Annotated in this window: 12 protein-coding genes and 1 tRNA gene; 12 read left to right on the top strand and 1 reads right to left on the bottom strand. The window is 74.5% G+C overall.

Going from position 1 to position 18,023, the window contains the following annotated elements:
• The first annotated feature begins 82 nt into the window (after window positions 1–82).
• The 12 genes from ABTY56_RS12080 (at window position 83) to ABTY56_RS12025 (ending at window position 17,255) form a co-directional block, all read left to right on the top strand.
• The gene (locus ABTY56_RS12080) at window positions 83–505 is read left to right on the top strand and encodes an ATP-binding protein (protein ID WP_350628535.1); all 423 of its coding nucleotides are present in this window, start codon (window positions 83–85) and stop codon (window positions 503–505) included.
• 131 nt (window positions 506–636) lie between these two features.
• A complete protein-coding gene (locus ABTY56_RS12075; RefSeq protein WP_350628534.1) occupies window positions 637–1,005 on the top strand; it encodes a cyclophilin-like fold protein in 369 nt (122 codons plus the stop codon).
• A gap of 196 nt (window positions 1,006–1,201) precedes the next feature.
• Entirely contained in the window at window positions 1,202–1,975 is a 774-nt protein-coding gene (locus ABTY56_RS12070) for a hypothetical protein (RefSeq protein ID WP_350628533.1), read from the top strand.
• A 357-nt stretch (window positions 1,976–2,332) separates the two neighbouring features.
• Entirely contained in the window at window positions 2,333–3,865 is a 1,533-nt protein-coding gene (locus ABTY56_RS12065; RefSeq protein WP_350628532.1) for a DUF7059 domain-containing protein, read from the top strand.
• Window positions 3,866–4,021: 156 nt separating this feature from the next.
• Window positions 4,022–4,480, top strand: coding sequence for a DUF3592 domain-containing protein (locus ABTY56_RS12060; RefSeq protein WP_350628531.1), 459 nt, complete (start codon window positions 4,022–4,024; stop codon window positions 4,478–4,480).
• Between the two features lie 368 nt (window positions 4,481–4,848).
• The gene (gene topA, locus ABTY56_RS12055; RefSeq protein ID WP_350628530.1) at window positions 4,849–7,719 is read left to right on the top strand and encodes a type I DNA topoisomerase; all 2,871 of its coding nucleotides are present in this window, start codon (window positions 4,849–4,851) and stop codon (window positions 7,717–7,719) included.
• A gap of 259 nt (window positions 7,720–7,978) precedes the next feature.
• A complete protein-coding gene (gene tmk / locus ABTY56_RS12050; RefSeq protein ID WP_350628529.1) occupies window positions 7,979–11,602 on the top strand; it encodes a dTMP kinase in 3,624 nt (1,207 codons plus the stop codon).
• Between the two features lie 255 nt (window positions 11,603–11,857).
• Window positions 11,858–13,069 carry a DNA polymerase III subunit delta' gene (locus ABTY56_RS12045; protein WP_350628654.1) on the top strand — a complete coding sequence of 404 codons (1,212 nt, stop codon included), beginning with the start codon at window positions 11,858–11,860 and terminating at the stop codon, window positions 13,067–13,069.
• A 275-nt stretch (window positions 13,070–13,344) separates the two neighbouring features.
• Complete coding sequence (locus tag ABTY56_RS12040; protein WP_350628528.1) at window positions 13,345–14,505, top strand: hypothetical protein; 1,161 nt, start codon at window positions 13,345–13,347, stop codon at window positions 14,503–14,505.
• A 150-nt stretch (window positions 14,506–14,655) separates the two neighbouring features.
• A complete protein-coding gene (locus ABTY56_RS12035) occupies window positions 14,656–16,344 on the top strand; it encodes an alpha/beta hydrolase (RefSeq protein ID WP_350628527.1) in 1,689 nt (562 codons plus the stop codon).
• A 105-nt stretch (window positions 16,345–16,449) separates the two neighbouring features.
• A complete protein-coding gene (gene leuE, locus ABTY56_RS12030) occupies window positions 16,450–17,100 on the top strand; it encodes a leucine efflux protein LeuE (protein ID WP_350628526.1) in 651 nt (216 codons plus the stop codon).
• An 81-nt stretch (window positions 17,101–17,181) separates the two neighbouring features.
• A tRNA-Thr gene (locus ABTY56_RS12025) sits at window positions 17,182–17,255 on the top strand.
• A 126-nt stretch (window positions 17,256–17,381) separates the two neighbouring features.
• On the opposite strand, the gene ABTY56_RS12020 is transcribed toward ABTY56_RS12025, so the two are convergent.
• Window positions 17,382–17,954, bottom strand: a complete 573-nt coding sequence (locus ABTY56_RS12020; protein ID WP_350628524.1) for a YbaK/EbsC family protein — start codon at window positions 17,952–17,954, stop codon at window positions 17,382–17,384.
• Window positions 17,955–18,023: the final 69 nt, after the last annotated feature.

The following is an 18,023-nucleotide window of genomic DNA, read 5'->3' as shown; positions in this document are numbered from 1 at the left end:
GTCCCGGTCGCCTCTGGGCCGGTCCTGCCGGCCCGTTGGGGCCGTACTTCCGGCCCCGGTCGGAGCACCCCGAGGGGGAGAGATGGCAACCGTCGAACTTCGATTCAGCGCGCTTCCCGAGCACGTGCGGACGGCCCGCCTGGTCGCCGCGGCCGTCGCAAGACGGGCCGGGGTCGACGAGTCGGTGCTCGACGAGGTACGGCTCGCGGTCGGCGAGGCGTGTTCCCGCGCGGTCGGCCTGCATCAGCGGGGCGGCATCGGCGGCACGGTCAGGGTCGCGTTGACCGACCAGGAGAAGCGTTTCCTCATCGAGGTCGAGGACGAGGCCGGCCCCGTGGCCGTCCCGGACTCCGGCGCCGCCGAGGGCGGTGAGCCCGAGGAGGAGGACACCCTGGGCATCGCCGTGATCACCGGCCTGGTCGAGGACCTGGAGGTCACCAACGGCACGGACGGTGGCCTGATCCGGATGAGCTGGCCGGTCTCGGTCGCCTCCGTCTCGGTCTGAGGGCCCGCTCGCACGTGAGCGGGGTCCGGTTCCCGGGCGTGCGTTGACAAACTGTTGAGCACCGCGGTTCGCTGCTTCCGGCACGACCGGGTCCGATCGCTGATCGGACCTCGTCGCGGAAGAGGAAGTCCATGCGGATCCGCATCCTGTGGCCGGCCGGGCAGGCGACTGCCACGCTGACGGCCACCCCCACCGCCGAGGCGCTCTGGGCCGAGCTGCCGATCAGCTCGTCGGCGAGCACCTGGGGCGAGGAGGTCTACTTCGGCACGCCCGTGAGCGTGCCACGCGAGGACGGCGCCCGGCAGGTCGTGGAGTCGGGCACGGTCGCTTTCTGGACGGACGGCGACAGCCTCGCGCTGCCGTACGGGCCGACGCCGATCTCGCGCGAGGGCGAGTGCCGGCTGGCCAGTCCCTGCAACGTCCTGGGCGCGTTGGACGGGGACGCCGCCGTGCTGCGCACCGTCCGACCGGGTGATCCGATCCGGGTCGAGCGGGCCTGAGCCATGGCTGCGGCCGCAGCGGTGAGCGGGCCCGGAGCGGGCCCCGGGACGGCCTGCGGGCGGTCCGTAGGTGCTCCGTGAGCGGTCCGGCGGGGGTTCGGGCAGGAGGTCGGAGACGGAACCGGGAACCGGGCGGCGGGAACCGGCCGTGTAGGTTCGACGACCGATGACGACCGAAACCGAAAGGCTTCTCCCGGTGAACAAGCGACTGCTGGCCGTACCCGTCCTCGGTGTGCTGCTGGCGTTCGGCGCCGTCGGCTGCGGCGGTGGCGACGACAACAGCAAGCAGCTGGACTCCTGGGCGTCGAACGTCTGCGGCGCGGCCAAGGACCCGATCGCCCAGGCCCAGACCGCGCTCGCCGACACCGCCCAGGTGAAGACCGGCGAGGCCCCGGCGGACCTGCAGAAGCGGCTCTCCACGGACATCGGGCGGCTGGCGAAGACCAACCAGGACATAGCGGCTGCCATCGACTCGGCCGGTGCCCCCAAGGTGCAGGACGGTGCGGCCCTGCAGAAGGACACCGTCGACGAGCTGAAGAAGGCGGCCGACGGCTACCAGGAGGTCCAGAAGAAGCTGGACGCGCTGCCCACCGTCGACCAGGCCAAGTTCGCCGACGCGCTGCGCAGTGTCGGCGACCAGCTGCAGCAGCTGTCCTCGCTCTCCACCCAGGCGCAGAGCAAGCTCCAGCGCGGCGACCTCGGCGCAGCGATGGCCAAGCAGGAGGGCTGCAAGCCGTCCTCGACCGCCGCCCCGACGGGCGGCGCGACCGGCGGCGCGACCGGTGCCCCGACCGGCGCTGCCAGTGGCACCCCGGCCCCCGCCGGCGCGACCCCGACCCCAGGTGCGACCGGCACCCCGGGTGCCCCCGCCACCACGTCCGCGCCCGGCGCGACCGACACCGCGAGCCCCGCCGCCGGAGCCACCACCCCGGCCGCCCCGGCCACCACCCCGGCTCCCACCGCGAGCTGACCGGGCCGATCCCGCCCTTCCCGACGGGGGAGGGAAAGCAGTAGCAGCCGGTGCCGCTCGCAGGAGCGGCACCGGCTGCTGCGCGTCGCGTCGCGGGCGGGGTGGGCCAGGTCGAGGCAGAGGTCGAGGCAGAGGTCGAGGTCGAGGAGCACCGACCAGGGAGTCGCCCGGCAGAGAACCGTTGCGCCTGAGCTCCGGGGCGTACAACCGGGCGCGTGGAAGCCCGGTGGGGCGCGCGGTGCGGCTCGGGCTCCCGATGGGACGCTCTCGTTCGGCCGACTCGGAGACGTGCGGTGCGGCGCGGGGCGCTCGGGCCCGCAGGCGGGCGGCGCGGGATCGGCGGGGGACAATGGCGGGGTGATCAGTAGCCCCGTTCTCGACCCGACCCGCCTCGCCAAGCTGCGCGAGGCGCTGCTCGCCGCCTCGTTCACCGCCGACGGGTGCCTGGACCTGCTCGGGCCCACCGGCTATTCGGCGCTGGCCCGCAGCGAGGCGGTTCCGGCGCTGCGTGCGACGCGCGGAGGCAGTCCGCTGGAGACGCTGGTGCGGCTGTTCCTGCTGCAGCAGCCGGTGCCGTACCGGGCGGCTGCCGCCGCGTTGCCGGTGGAGGACTGCCTGGCGGACGGCTGGCTGCGCCCCGACGGGGAGCTGGTGCGCGCCACCGTCGACGTCCGGCCGTACGCCAACGAGGTGGCCGGGATGCCCAGTTCGGATGCCTGGGTGGTCTCCGACCTGGGCTGCGCGGTCGGTGGCGCGGGCGGCATCGGCTCCGGCGAGACCGCGCACGGCGTGGCCCGGCAGGACCTGGTGCTGGGTGTCGGCGGTGCCTCCACCACGCTGGCCAACATCACCGTGCGCCGCTCGGTCCGGGCCGCGCTGGACCTCGGCGCGGGCTCCGGCGTGCAGGCGCTGCACGCGGCCCGACACGCCGGCACGGTCACCGCCACCGACCTCAACCCGCGCGCGTTGCGCTTCACCGAGCTGACCCTGGCGCTGTCCGGTTTCGACCACACCGAGGTGCTCTCCGGCAGCCTCTTCGAGCCGGTCGGGGAGCGGAAGTTCGACCTGATCGTCTCCAACCCGCCGTTCGTCATCTCGCCGGCGGGCCGGTTCACCTACCGCGACGGCGGCATGGCCGGCGACGACCTGTGCCGCAGCCTGGTCCGCTCGGCCGCCGACCACCTGGAGCCCGGCGGTTACTGCCAGCTGCTCGCCAACTGGCAGCACGTCAAGGGCGAGGACTGGCACGAGCGGCTGGCCGGCTGGGTCGCGGGCACCGGCCTGGATGCCTGGGTCGTCCAGCGCGAGGTCCAGGACGTGGCCCAGTATGCCGAGTTGTGGCTGCGCGACGGCGGCGACCACCGAGGCCCCGGCGGCGACTACCAGGCCCGCTACGGCGAGTGGCTGGACGCCTTCGAGGCGGGCGGGGTCGAGGGTATCGGCATGGGGTGGATCACCCTGCGGGCGAGCGGCGCCGAGCGTCCGACCGTGCGGGTCGAGGAGTGGCCGCACCCGGTGGAGCAGCCGCTCGGCCCGCACATCGAGGCCTGGTTCGACCGTCAGGACTTCCTCCGTACGCACGACGACGCGGGCCTGCTCGCGGCCCGCTACGTGCTGGCCGACGAGGTGGTCCAGGAGCAGGTCGGCGCGCCGGGCGCGGAGGATCCGGAGCACGTGATCCTGCGTCACAACCGGGGCATGCGACGGGCGACCAAGGTCGACACGGTGGGCGCCGGATTCGTCGGCGTCTGCGACGGCACGCTGGCCGCGGGCGAAATCGTGGACGCCATCGCGCAGCTGCTCGGCGAGGACCGGGTGGTCCTGCGCGACCGGGTGCCGGAGTCGCTGCGGCTGCTGACCGAGCAGGGGTTCATCGAGCCCGTCCGCTGACAGCCGGGCCCGTCGAGCCGGGCCCGCCGAGCCCGGTTCACCCGCCCGTACCCCCTGGTTCGTCCGGCGGTCTCCGAACGGCTGCCCCGCGTTGGCCCTCCGCTGTGAGGCTCTGTCCACAGGCTGTGGACAGAGCTGGGGAGCCGGGGGCCAGGAGTGGACACGACGACGGCGACGGTGGGTGGGCTGGTGCTCGCCCTCTTCGGTGGCGTACTGCTGCTCTGGTGCGCCGCCGAAGTGCGCCTTCGCCACCGGGTGCGCCGTCGGGGGGTGGCGGCGGTGGCCACGGTGGTGGCCGACGACGACGCGCACGGCCAGCTGGACAGCGCGCCGCTGCTCTCCTTCTCGGTGCCGCCCTCGGTCGGCGGCTCCGGCGCGTGCCGGGTGGCGGGACTCGTGCACACCCGTCCGCGCGGGCACACCCCGCTGCGCCGTCCGGCCCGTTTCGCGCCCGGCACCCCGGTCCGGATCTGTTACGACCCGCAGCGTCCGAGCCGGGTGGTGCTGGCGGCCGGGGAGATCGGCCGGGCCGCCGTCGCCGACCTGCTGTGGAGCGCCCTGGGGGTGGCCTGCCTCGCGGCCGGTGCCGGGCTCCTGGCCGCGGTCGGCGGCTGAGCGGTCCGCCCCACTCGTGCCGACGTCGCCACCCACTCGCGCCGACGCCCCGACGGGACCCGACCCGGCCGTCGATTTTTCCGTTGACAGATCTTGAAATCCGTCATTCCATCCTCCGGAACCTGCCGAAGCCCGGCCTCCACGGGGCGCGAACCTCCGTCATCGGGTTACCGTTCGAGTGGCGTCGGTGAGCCCGGCAAGTGAAAAAGCGGGATCCGTCCGTTTGACAAGGGTGGCCGGGGTACGGTCACACTCCGCTGGTGGGGTGTCGTACAGCGGCGACCCCGGGACGGTGGAGGGGTCGGGCGGAGCGCAGCCCGTGCTGCCGCGCCGACCAGCCACATAAGGACCGGGAGAGAAGAGCGAAGGTGTCCCCGAGCAGCGAGACCGCGCACGGACAGCGACTCGTCATTGTCGAGTCGCCGGCCAAGGCGAAGACGATCAAGGGCTACCTGGGCCCCGGCTACATCGTCGAGGCGAGCGTCGGGCACATCCGCGACCTCCCGAGCACCGCGGCCGAGGTGCCGGACAAGTACACCGGCGAGGTTCGCCGCCTCGGAGTGGACGTCGACCACGACTTCGCGCCCATCTACGTGGTCAACGCGGACAAGAAGTCCCAGGTCAGCAAGTTGAAGTCGCTGCTCGCGGAGTCCGACGAGCTCTTCCTCGCCACCGATGAGGACCGCGAGGGCGAGGCCATCGCGTGGCACCTGCAGCAGGTGCTGAAGCCCAAGGTGCCGGTGCACCGGATGGTGTTCCACGAGATCACCAAGTCGGCGATCCAGGAGGCCGTGGCCAACCCGCGCGAGCTCAACCAGCGTCTGGTCGACGCCCAGGAGACCCGCCGCATCCTCGACCGCCTCTACGGCTTCGAGGTCTCGCCGGTGCTGTGGAAGAAGGTCATGCCGAAGCTCTCGGCGGGCCGGGTCCAGTCCGTCGCCACCCGGCTGGTGGTCGAGCGGGAGCGTGAGCGGATGGCCTTCCGCACCGCCTCGTACTGGGACCTGGTCGGCACCTTCGGCACCGGCCGCACCCCGGCCGACGCCGCCAACCCGGAGACCTTCGGCGCCCGGCTCGCCTCGGTCGACGGCAAGCGGATCGCCAGCGGCCGCGACTTCGGCTCGGACGGGCAGCTGAAGGCCGGCAGCGCCAACACCATGCACCTGGACGAGCAGGCCGCCCGGCAGCTGGCCGTCGCCCTCGAGCAGACCGCGTTCAGCGTCCGCAGCGTCGAGTCCAAGCCGTACCGCCGCTCGCCGTACGCGCCGTTCCGCACCACCACGCTCCAGCAGGAGGCCAGCCGCAAGCTGGGCTTCGGTGCCAAGCGGACCATGCAGGTGGCCCAGAAGCTGTACGAGAACGGCTTCATCACCTATATGCGTACCGACTCGACCACGCTGTCGGACACGGCGATCACCGCCGCCCGCGCCCAGGTCACCCAGCTGTACGGTGCCGACTACCTGCCGGACGCCCCGCGCACCTACGCCAGCAAGGTCAAGAACGCGCAGGAGGCGCACGAGGCCGTCCGCCCCTCCGGCGACCGCTTCCGCACCCCCGCCGAGACCGGCCTGACCGGCGACGACTTCAAGCTGTACGAGCTGATCTGGATGCGCACCGTCGCCTCCCAGATGAAGGACGCGGTCGGCCAGTCCGTCACCGTCCGGGTCGGCGGCAACTCCGCCGACGGCCGGGACGTCGAGTTCTCTGCCTCCGGCAAGATCATCACCTTCCACGGGTTCCTCAAGGCCTACGTCGAGGGCGCCGACGACCCGAACGCCGAGCTCGACGACCGCGAGCGCCGGCTGCCGCAGGTCACCCAGGGCGACCCGCTGGGCGCCGAGCGGATCACCCCGGAGGGCCACGCCACCAAGCCGCCGGCCCGCTACACCGAGGCCTCGCTGGTCAAGGAGCTGGAGGACCGGGAGATCGGCCGTCCCTCCACCTACGCGTCGATCATCGACACGATCATCCAGCGCCGGTACGTGTTCAAGAAGGGGACGGCGCTCGTCCCGTCCTTCCTCTCCTTCGCCGTGGTCAACCTGCTGGAGAAGCACTTCGGCCGGCTGGTCGACTACGACTTCACCGCCAAGATGGAGGACGACCTCGACCGGATCGCCGCCGGTGAGGCGAAGTCCGTGCCGTGGCTGAAGCGCTTCTACTTCGGCGAGGGCGAGGGCCACGCCGCGGGCGGCGCCGCCGAGGCCGGCAACGGCGACGGCGACCACCTGGGCGGCCTGAAGGAGCTGGTCACCGACCTCGGCGCGATCGACGCCCGGGAGATCAGCTCGTTCCGGATCAGCGACGACCTCACCCTGCGGGTCGGCCGCTACGGCCCGTACGTCGAGCGCGCCTCCGACGTCGAGGGCGAGCCCGGCCGACGCGCCGACATCCCGGACGACCTGCCGCCGGACGAGCTCACCGTCGAGCTGGCCGAGGAACTGCTGGCCAAGCCCAGCGGCGACTTCGAGCTCGGCCCGGACCCGGTCAGCGGCAACATGCTGGTCGCCAAGGACGGCCGCTACGGCCCGTACGTGACCGAGATCCTGCCCGAGGGCACGCCCAAGACCGGCAAGAACGCCGTCAAGCCGCGCACCGCCTCGCTGTTCAAGACGATGTCGCTGGACACCGTCACCCTGGAGGACGCGCTGCGGCTGCTCTCGCTGCCGCGCGTGGTCGGCACCGACGCCGAGGGCGCGGAGATCACCGCGCAGAACGGCCGCTACGGCCCGTACCTCAAGCGCGGCACCGACTCCCGCTCGCTCACCAGCGAGGACCAGCTCTTCACGATCACCCTCGACGAGGCGCTGGCGATCTACGCCCAGCCCAAGCAGCGCGGCCGGGCCGCCGCCGCCCCGCCGCTCAAGGAGCTGGGCAACGACCCGGTCAGCGAACGCCCGGTGGTGGTCAAGGACGGCCGCTTCGGCCCGTACGTGACCGACGGCGAGACCAACGCCACGCTCCGCAAGGACGACGACGTCGAGACCATCACGCCGGAGCGCGCCTACGAGCTGCTCGCCGACAAGCGGGCGCGCGGGCCGGTGAAGAAGGCGGCGAAGAAGGCCCCGGCGAAGAAGACGGCGGCCAAGAAGGCGACGGCGACCAAGACCGCCGCCACCAAGACCGCGGCCGCGAAGAAGACCGCCGCCAAGAAGACCACCACCACCAAGACGGCGGCGGCGAAGAAGACGGCGGCCAAGAAGACGGCCGCGAGCAAGACCACGGCGACCGACGAGGGCTGATCCCCGGTCACCGCCGACGGGCCCGCGCCCCCGATCCCGGGGGTGCGGGCCCGCGCGCTGTCGGCGGCCGGGCGAGCGGCCGGGTGGGCGGTCGGGCGAGCGGTCGGGCGAGCGGCGGGCCGGGGCGGCCGGAGTCGGGCGGAGTCGGGCGGCGCGGCGATCCGGGATCTGTGCGGGGAACGTCACAACCCGGTGATGAGCGGGATCCGGAAGCCCGTTCACCACATTCCGGCCAAGCCCCGCCCGCTACGCTGACCGTATGACGAGCGAGGAGCAGCCCACCCCCAGCGCCGCCCCGGCTGCCAGAGCCTGGGCGTCCGACCTGCCCGAGGTCGCACCCGCCGGGACCGCGGTGGACCGGGCCCGGGCACTGCTGCGGACACGCGCCTACCGGCGTCTGTGGACCACCCAGCTGATCAGTGGCACCGCCGACCGGCTCGGCCTGCTGGTGCTGCTCGCGCTCACCGTGATCGCCGCCGCCCTGGGCGGCCGGTTCGGCGACCTGCCGCGCAGCCTCTCCTTCGCCGTCGCCGCGGTCCTCGGCGTCCGGGTGGTGGCCACCGGCCTGGTCGGCGTGGCGCTGCTCGACCCGGTGCACCAGCTGGTCGCGGGCAAGCTCGACCGGCGCTGGACGCTGTTCGGCGCCGACGCGCTGCGCGCCCTGCTGATCGGCCTCGCGCCCTGGTGGACCATCTGGCTGAGCTCCGGCTCGAAGCCCTCCGGCGCCGCCACCTACGTCCTGCTCGCCACCGTGTTCGTCACCGGCGCCGTCGAGCGGGTCCGGGAGATCGCCAAGGCCGCCGCCGTCCCCGGCCTGCTCCCGGCGGCCGACCCCTACGCCCCGGCCGCCGAGCGGCGGCCCGCCGCCGCCAACCTGGAGACCGTCCAGGTCATCGACCGCTTCACCGGCTGGGTCACCGTTCCGCTGGCCGCCGTCGGCCTGGTCGGCTTCACCCTGCTCAACAACATCGGCGCGGCGTCCGGCTCGGACTGGCTCCGCGCCCACCAGCTCACCTTCGCGGCGCTCGGCGCGGCCGGCCTGTTCGCCGCCGCGGCGACCCGCGGCTACCTCCAGCAGCTGCCCGGCGGTCCGGTGGCCGTCGCCCCGGTCTCCCCGCTGCAGGGCCTGCGCGCCCCCACCGACGCCGCCCAGCCGTCGCCCACCACCACCCCCGCCGGAGACGCTGCGCGTCGCACCTCTCGGTTCCCCGCGCTGAGCAAGGGCCGCACCGGCAGCGCCCCCTACTTCACCTTCGCCGTCGCCGCCGCCTTCGCCTCGATGGCGGGCGTCGCCGCACTCGCGCTGCTCACCGCCGCCGAGCACCGGGCCGGTCCGATCGGCTACGGCCTGCTGGTGCTCGCAGCCACCGGGGCGCCCGCCCTCGGCGCCCGGCTCACCCGGGCCACGCTGCCCACCTTCTCCCGCCGACGGCTGCTCGCGCTGGCGCTGCTCACCCAGGGCGTCGGGCTGATCCTGGCCGGGCTGGTGCTGGACTTCGTGCTCGTCCTGCTGCTCACCGTGCTGGCCGCCCTGGCTGCCGGGATCGTCCTCTCGGCCGGGCGCACCCTGCTCGCCCAGGAGGTCGAGGAGGCCCGGCTGCCGAAGGTCACCGAGCACCTGTTCGCGGTGCTGCGGACCGTCGTCGCCGCCGCGCTGGTCGTCGTCCCGCTGATCGCCGCCGCCTACGGGGACGTCGAGTACGGCACCGTCGAGCCCGGTTCCTTCACCTTCATCCACGGCGGCGCGGCCCTCGCGGTGGCCACCGCGGGGCTGCTCACGCTGGTGCTCGCCGCCGTCGTGCTGCTGCGCACCGACGACCGCCGGGGCACCGTGCCGTTCGCCCGGGACCTGGTGGACGCGCTGCGCGGCGCCGCCGGCCCGGTGCCGCACCGGGGCGCGGGCACCGGCTTCTTCATCGCCCTCGAGGGCGGCGACGGCGCCGGCAAGTCCACCCAGGCCCAGGCGCTCGCCGAGTGGATCCGCAGCAAGGGGCACGAGGTCGTGCTCACCCGCGAGCCCGGCGGCAGCCCGGTCGGCCAGCGGCTGCGCGGCCTCGTCCTGGACGTCGGCAACACCGGCCTGTCGCACCGCGCCGAGGCGCTGATCTACGCCGCCGACCGCGCCGAGCACGTCGAGAACGTCATCCGTCCGGCCCTCGCGCGCGGCGCCGTGGTGATCACCGACCGGTACATGGACTCCTCCATCGCCTACCAGGGCGCCGGGCGCGACCTGGCCGCGACCGAGGTCGCCCGGATCTCCCGCTGGGCCACCGGCGGGCTGCTGCCCGACCTGACCGTCGTCCTGGACGTCGACCCGACCAGGGCCAGGGAGCGCTTCACCGAGGCGCTGGACCGGCTGGAGTCCGAGCCCACCGAGTTCCACCAGCGGGTCCGGGCCGGCTTCCTCGCCCTCGCGGCCGCCGACCCGGCGCGCTACCTGGTCGTGGACGGCAGCCAGGCCCCCGGCTTCGTCACCACCGCCATCCGGCACCGGCTCGACCGCGAGCTGCCGCTCTCCGAGCAGGAGAAGGCCGCCCGCGCCGAGCAGGAGCGCCTCGCCCGTGAGGAGGCCGAGCGCCGCGCCGCCGAGGAGGCCCGCAAGAAGGCCGAGGAGGAGGCCGCCGAGCGCAAGCGGCAGGAGGTGCTGGCGCAGCTGCGTGCCGAGCAGGCGGAGAAGGAACGGCTGGCCAAGGAGGAGGCCGAGCGGGCTGCCGCCGAGGCCCGGCGCAAGGCCGAGGAGGAAGCGCGCCGTCGGGCGGAAGAAGAGGCCAAGCGGCGCGCGGCGGAGGAAGCCAAGCTCCGCGCCGCCGAGGAGGCCCGGCTGGCGGCCGAGGCCGCCGAGCGCAAGCGGATCGCCGACGAGGCGGCCGCCCAGGCCGAGCTGCAGCGTCAGCGCGAGCTCGCCCGCGAGGAGCAGCGCCGCCGGGCGGAGGAGGCACTGCAGCGGGCCGAGGAGGCCCGGCTGGCGCAGGCCGCAGCCCTGGCGGCAGCGGCTGAGGCGGCCGAGACGGCGGCGGACCGGGCGGCCGGGCGGCCGGGGTCGACGGGCGGGGACGCCGTGACCACGGAGCTGCGGGCGGTCCGGGAGACGCCGCAGGGCGCTCCGGCTCGGGACGCTGCGGACCAGGGCGCTCCGGGGCAGGGTGCTGCGGGTCAGGGTGCTGCGGACCAGGGCGCTCCGGGTCAGGGTGCTGCGGACCAGGGTGCTCCGGTTCGGGACGGCGTGCCGGTTCGGGATGTGCCGCAGGCGTCGGGGCAGGGACCGGCGGACGGGCTCGGGGACGAGGCGACGCGCGAGCTGTCGCTGCGGGACCGACAGGCTGCGGTCCGGGCCGCCGATGCCGCCGAGGCGCGAAGGGCGGCCGGGGCGGTCGACGAGACCGCCAAGCTGCCGGTGGTGCCCGCCTCGGCGGTGGACCGGACGGCCGTGCTGCCGAAGGTCCCGGCGGAGGCCGACCGGACCGAGGTGCTGCCGCGGGTCGAGCCGGGCCGTCCGGTGGACAGCACGCGCGAGCTGCCGGTGGTCGGCGGGGAGCCGGCCGCGCAGCGGCCCCAGGCCGGCGCCCAGCCGCAGCGGCCTCAGGCCCAGCAGCCTCAGGCCCAGCCGTCTCAGGCTCAGCCGAAGCCGGAGCCCCAGTCGGCCGCCGAGCGGTCTCGACCGGAGTGGGCCGAGGAGACGCCGATGGACGACCTGCCGAGCCTCACCGACACGCTGCTCGGCTCGCACGACGAGTGGGCGCGTTGGGAGCACGGCGGCAGCCGGAGTCAGGGCGCCCCGCAGCAGGGTGCGGACCCGCGCGGCGGGCTCGGCCAGGAGGAGCAGGGCGAGCAGGACGGGGGCGACGGCAAGGGCAAGGGCCGTCGCTGGGGCCGTCGGGGCTGACCGGACACGATGTGGGCGGCGCCGTCGGGGCGGGTCCCCGGCGGCGCCGCCGTGCTGTCGGGCGCCGGCCCGGTCGGTGGTGCTTCTGCCGTCCGCCCGCCGGCGCCTCCCCGCTGGTGTCCGTTTCCGGGCCCGCCCGTTTCCGAGCCGGTCCGTCGTGACCCGGACGGAGCAGTGGCTGTCAGGGCGGAGACGTATGCTCGACGGCGGGGAAGAGGCGCCGCGCGCGCTGCCGTACGGAGCTTGGGAGCAGCAGTGGCCGTCTGGGACGACCTGGTGGGCCAGGAGCGGGTGGTCGAGCAGCTGACCGCCGCGGCCCGGGCGGCCGGGGCGACGGTCGAGGCCGGTCGCGGGGCAGCGCCGGTCGGGGGCGGGAACGCCTCGCTGATGACGCACGCCTGGCTGTTCACCGGTCCGCCCGGCGCCGGTCAGGTCACCGCCGCGCGAGCCTTCGCCGCCGCCCTCCAGTGCACCAGCCCCGACCTCGCGCTCGGCGGCACGCCCGGCTGCGGATTCTGCGACGGCTGCCACACCGTGCTGGCCGGAAGCCACGCCGACGTGAAGTACGTCCGGACCGACGGCCTGTCCATCGGCGTCGGAGACATGCGTGACCTGGTACTGCGCGCCTCCAGCTACCCGACCGGCGGCCGCTGGTCGGTGATCCTCGTGGACGCCGCCCACCGGCTCACCGAGGCCGCCGCGAACGCGCTGCTCAAGGGCGTGGAGGAACCCTCGCCGCGCACCGTCTGGCTGCTCTGCGCCCCCTCCGTCCAGGACGTGCTGCCGACCATCCGCTCGCGCTGCCGCCTGCTGGTGCTGCGCACCCCCGCCGCCGAGGCGGTCGCCGACACCCTGGTCCGCCGCGACGGCGTCGACCCGGAGACCGCCCGGCTCGCCGCACTCGCCGGACAGGGCGACATCGAGCGCTCCCGCCGCCTCGCCGTCGACGAGCAGGCCCGCTCCCGCCGGGCGGAGGTGCTGCGGATCCCGCTGGAGGTCGGCGACATCGGCGGCTGCCTGGCCGCCGCCCAGCGCCTGGTCGACACGGCCAAGGCCGACGCCGAGGCGCTCGCCGAGACCCAGGACGCCAAGGAGACCGACGACCTCAAGGCGGCCTACGGCGCCGCCGAGGGCAGCAAGGCGCCGCGCGGAATGGCCGGGGCGGTCAAGGAGCTGGAGAAGCGGCAGAAGAGCCGCGCCACCCGCACCCGCCGGGAGACCCTCGGCGTGGCCCTGCTCGACCTGCTCGGCTTCTACCGGGACGTGCTCGCGATCCAGCTCGGCTCCACCGGCGCGCTCGCCAACGAGGACCAGCGGCAGGCGCTGAACCGGGTCGCCCAGGCCGGTCCGGCGGAGGGCACGCTGCGCCGGATCGAGGCGGTGCTGGCCTGCCGCGAGGCGCTGGACCGCAACGTGGACCCGCTGCTCGCGGTCGAGGCGATGACGGTGGCGCTGCGCGCGGGCTGAGAGCTTGGTTGAGCGCGGGCTGAGCCAGCCGCCCGCTCCGACCGCTCCGGCCAACGGCGCTGCCCTGCCGCTCCACCGGCCGACGGCCGTACGGCGTCCGGAGCCGGTGCGCTGTCCCACCTTCGAGTGAACGAGCGATACGCGCCGGGCACACCCGCGTGTGACCGTCCGCCGGTTGTGCACGCTGGGGGCCGACTGCGCCCGGACGGGCCGGTCGCCTCCCGTACGCGCCGGGTCCGGTCCGGCGCCGGCCCTCCTCCGAGGCGGTGCGTCGCATGGTTCGTTCGCTCCTCGTCATCCCCCTGTTGGCCGCCGCACTCGGCGGGCTCTGGCTTGCCCGCGGGGCCCTCCAGCGCTGGCGCGACCTGCGGGCCGCCGAGACCTACGAGCTGGCCGGAGACCGGTGGCCGATGCTGCTGCGGGCAGGCGGCGCGATGGTCTGCGGGGTGTGCGTCACCGGATTGACGCTGCTCACCGCGCTCGGCGCCTTCGGCGGCCTCGGCCGCGGCGACCGGCAGCCGGACCGGCCGGAGCCCGTCGCTGACACGGCCGGCGAGGGATCGGCCGCCGGGGCGGCCGTCCGACAGCAGGCGGCGCCGCCCGCAGCCACCGAGTCGGCCGCTGCCGCTGCCACCCCGGCCGGCACCGCAGCCGCCACCTCGGCCCCCGCCGTGGCCAGCCGCTTCGACAGCGTCGGCCACCCGGGCGGCGGCGAGCTGCTCCAGTCCGCCGTGCTCGGCCCCGACGGGCGTCCGCGCAACGTCCGGGTCTGGCTGCCGCCGCAGTACGCCAAGGAGCCCAACGCGCGCTTCCCGGTCGTGGTGATGCACGCGGCCGCGCCGCGCAAGACCGCCGACGCGGAGGTGCCCGATGTCTTCGAGGGCATCGGCTCGGCGCTGCAGACCGGCAAGTCCCGTCCGTTCATCCTGGTCGCCCCCGAGGCGCCCAACGGCACCGCGCACCCCTGTGAGCTGGTCGCCGCCGCGCCGGCCGCCGTCGCCGACGACGCGGCGCTGCGCACCACCATCGCGGCCTCCTTCCGCACCCTGCCGCCCGGCCCGGCCTCCTGGGGCGCCCTCGGCGTCGAGGGCGGCGCGCCGTGCGCGGCCGCCGCCGGGCTGGCCCGCCCCGACCTGTACGGCGCGGCCGCGGCGGTCTCCGGCCGGTACGACGCCGCCGCGCTCACCCAGACCGGCGCCGAGGCCCCGACCGGCAGTGCGGCCAAGCTGCTGCTGGCCGCCGCCAAGGCCGACTCCGCCGGGCTGGACGCGGCCCGCAAGCTCCAGGCCTCGCTCAAGGCGGGCCCCGGTCCGGCGGCCAAGGCCGATGTGCGGATCTCGGACAACGTGCAGGACTTCACGCCCGACCGGGAGCGGTTGCGGCTGGTCCGGCAGGCGGCGCAGTTCCTGGCCGAGGCGCTGGCCAAGTCGTCCTGAGGGAGCGCCGAGCGGGCGTTACGCTGCCCGGTACCCCGCGGTGGGTACCGGGCAGCTCGTCGTGTCTTCCCGTCTTCCCGTCTTCCCGTCTTTGTGTCTTCGAGTCTTCGCGTTTTCGTTCCTTCGATCCCTTCTGAGGAGAGCTACCGGATGAGGGCCTTCGGGCGGGTTCGGGTACCGGCCGCCACGATGCGGCTGTCGGCCGCGGCGCTGGCCGTCGGACTGCTGGCGGGCGGGTGCAGTTCGGGCCCGGCCGGGGTGCCGGGTCCGGCCGAGTCCGACCCGGCCGGACCCGGTGGGTCCTCCACCCCGGCCCTCGGCGCGTCGGGGGCCACCCCGCTGGAGCCGCTGCCCGCCGCCGTCCCGGCCGAGCTCGCGCCGTACTACGCGCAGCGGCCGGCCTGGCAGTCGTGCGACGGCGGGTTCGAGTGCACGACGTTCCGGGTGCCGCTGGACTACGACCGCCCGGGGGACGGCGACCTCACTCTGGCGGCCGCCCGCGCGGTGGCCGATCCCGCCGCGGCCGGTGTGGTCACCGACGCCAGCGCGCTTCCCGGGAGCGGCGCGCCGGCTGGCGGCGGCGCCCAGGCCCCGCGGCTCGGGTCGCTGCTGCTCAACCCGGGCGGGCCCGGCGGCTCTGCGGTCGAGTACCTGGAGTCCACCGCACGGACGTACGACAGCGGGGTGCGCGCCCGGTACGACCTGGTCGGCCTCGACCCGCGCGGGGTGGGCCGCAGCAGCCCCGTCACCTGCCTGAGCGGCGACCGGATGGACGCCTTCACCGCCGTCGACCTGACCCCCGGCGACCAGCGCGGGATCGACGCGCTGGTCGCCGCCGACAAGGAGTTCGCCGAGGGCTGCCGGAAGCAGGCCGGGCCGGCACTCGGCCACGTCAGCACCGTCGAGGCCGCCCGGGACATGGACGTGCTGCGCGCCCTGCTCGGCGACGAGAGGCTGAACTTCGTCGGCAAGTCCTACGGCACCTTCCTCGGCGCCACCTACGCCGGGCTCTTCCCGAGCCGGGTCGGCCGAGTGGTGCTGGACGGCGCGATGGACCCGGCGCTCGACTCGGTCACCGGCAACCGCACCCAGGCCGGCGGCTTCGAGACCGCCTGGGCCGCCTTCGCCAAGGACTGCGCCAAGCGCGAGGACTGCCCGCTCGGGCGTACCGAACAGCAGGCCGGCGAGCGGCTCACCGCCCTGTTCGCGGCCGTCCGGACCGGTTCGCTGCCCACCGCCGACAAGGGGCGGCGGCTCACCGAGTCCCAGGCGACCACGGGCGTCATCGAGGCGATGTACGCCGACTTCCTCTGGCCCAAGCTGCGTGCCGCGCTCGCCGACGCCACGGCGGGCGACGGCACCGGGCTGCTGAAGCTCTCCGACGCCTACTACGGGCGTGAGGCGGACGGCTCCTACCCCAACCTGATGTTCGCCAACACCGCGGTGAACTGCCTGGACCTGCCCGCCCCGTTCGGTGGGCCGGACGACGTCCAGCGGGCGGTGCCGGACTTCGAGCAAGCCTCGCCGCACTTCGGGCGGGACATGGCCTGGATGGCGCTGACCTGCGCGTACTGGCCGGTCCGGGCCACCGGCGCGGCGCACACCATCCGGGCGGCCGGTGCCGCCCCGATCGTCGTCGTCGGCACCACCCGCGACCCGGCCACCCCGTACGCCTGGGCGCAGTCCCTGGCCGGACAGCTGGAGTCCGGCCGCCTGCTCACCTTCGACGGGGACGGCCACACCGCGTACGGCCGGCACAGCGCCTGTGTGGACGGCGCGGTGAACCGCTTCCTGCTCACCGGGGAGGCCCCCGAGCAGGGCAAACGCTGCGACCGGTAGGGCAGGGCTCCGGGTGGGTCGGCAGGTAGTTTTCGCTTCAATCGATTGCCGGTACGACGTTACGATGAGCGCCCCCGCCGCCCTTCCCCCACACAGGAGCGCATCGTGCTCGGAGTCAACGACCTGGCGACGTACGTCCTCGGCGCCCTCGTCATCGTCCTGCTGCCCGGCCCCAACTCCCTGTACGTGCTGTCCGTCGCCGCCCGCAAGGGCATCCGGACCGGCTACCGGGCCGCGGCCGGCGTCTTCGTCGGCGACCTCACCCTGATCAGCCTCACCTCGATCGGCGCGGCCTCCCTGCTGAAGGCCAACCCGGCCGTCTTCGCGGTGATCAAGTTCGGCGGCGCCGCTTACCTGCTCTGGATCGGCTACGGCATGCTCCGCGCCGCCCGCCAGCTCTGGCGCGAACGCCGGGCCGCGGCCGACCCCACCACCGAGACGCCCGCCGAGTCCGCCGAGAACCCCTTCCGCCGCGCCCTGGTGGTCAGCCTCCTCAACCCGAAGGCCATCCTCTTCCTGCTCTCCTTCTTCACCCAGTTCGTCGACCCCTCCTACGGCCGGCCCGCCCTGTCCTTCGGCCTCCTCGGCGGCATCCTGCAGACCTTCAGCGTGCTCTACCTCTCCCTGCTGATCTTCGCCGGCACCACCCTCGCCACCGCCTTCCGCCGCCGCAAGCGCCTCTCCGCCACCCTCACCAGCGGCGTCGCCGTCCTCTTCGCCGGCTTCGCCGCCAAGCTCGCCGTCTCCTCCGCCTGATCCGCCCCCCAGGTATCCGAGTACGGATCACCCGCGAACCTGTGTAGACTGGCCCGCGTTGCCGCCACACACGGCAACGGTGCCGCCTTAGCTCAGTTGGCCAGAGCAACGCACTCGTAATGCGTAGGTCGCGGGTTCGAATCCCGCAGGCGGCTCGGTGAAGGCCCAGGTCAGACATTGTCTGACCTGGGCCTTTTTTGTGTTCGTGGGATGGGAGTGTGCCGGGGTGGCGCCGGGTGGGGTGGCTGTGAGGGGATGGGTCCGGCCCGGGAGTCGGGAGGCTAGGCGGCGATGGTGCGGATCTGGGGGTGGGCGAGGGTGCGGTAGGTGGTGGTGCACAGTGCGATCGAGCGGTCGAGTCGCGCTGCGTTGAAGTAGAGGTGGTCGTGGGTCAGGAGGTCGTGGTCGACGAGGAGTTCGAGGTCGGGGTGGAAGGAGAACGGGATGATCGAGCCGCTCGTGCAGCCGCTCAGCCGTTCGGCGGTGGTGCGGTCCGCGAAGCCGACCCGGTCGGATCCCAGGGCGTGGCCGACGGCGTCCAGGTCGACCCGGCGGTCGCCCGGCACCACGGCGAGCGCGTAGCGGCCGCCGCCGTCCTGCTTCGGGCGTTTGGCTCGGAGGACGATGGACTTGGCGGCCTGTGCCAGTGGGTGGCCGCGTAGTTCGCTGGCGAGGGCGGTGTTTCCCTCCGGCTCGTGGCAGATCGTGCGGTAGGCGGCGGGGTTGGTCGCCAGGAGGCCCAACAGTCTGCTGTAGGTGGAGAGTTCGGCGGAGGGGGCGGGAGTGGAGGAGTCGGTGATCCCGGTCGGGCGTCCGCCGGTGGCCGGGCTCGTGGTGGACAGGGCAGGGGTCATGGGTGCGTCCTCACAGACGGGCATCGGGGCGTGGCGCGGCCCGTCGCCCTGCCTGCGCAGCACGACGGG

This window comes from Kitasatospora sp. NPDC097691 (assembly GCF_040302665.1).
GTDB lineage: Bacteria > Actinomycetota > Actinomycetes > Streptomycetales > Streptomycetaceae > Kitasatospora.
This window is presented reverse-complemented; position numbering and strand designations above follow the sequence as displayed.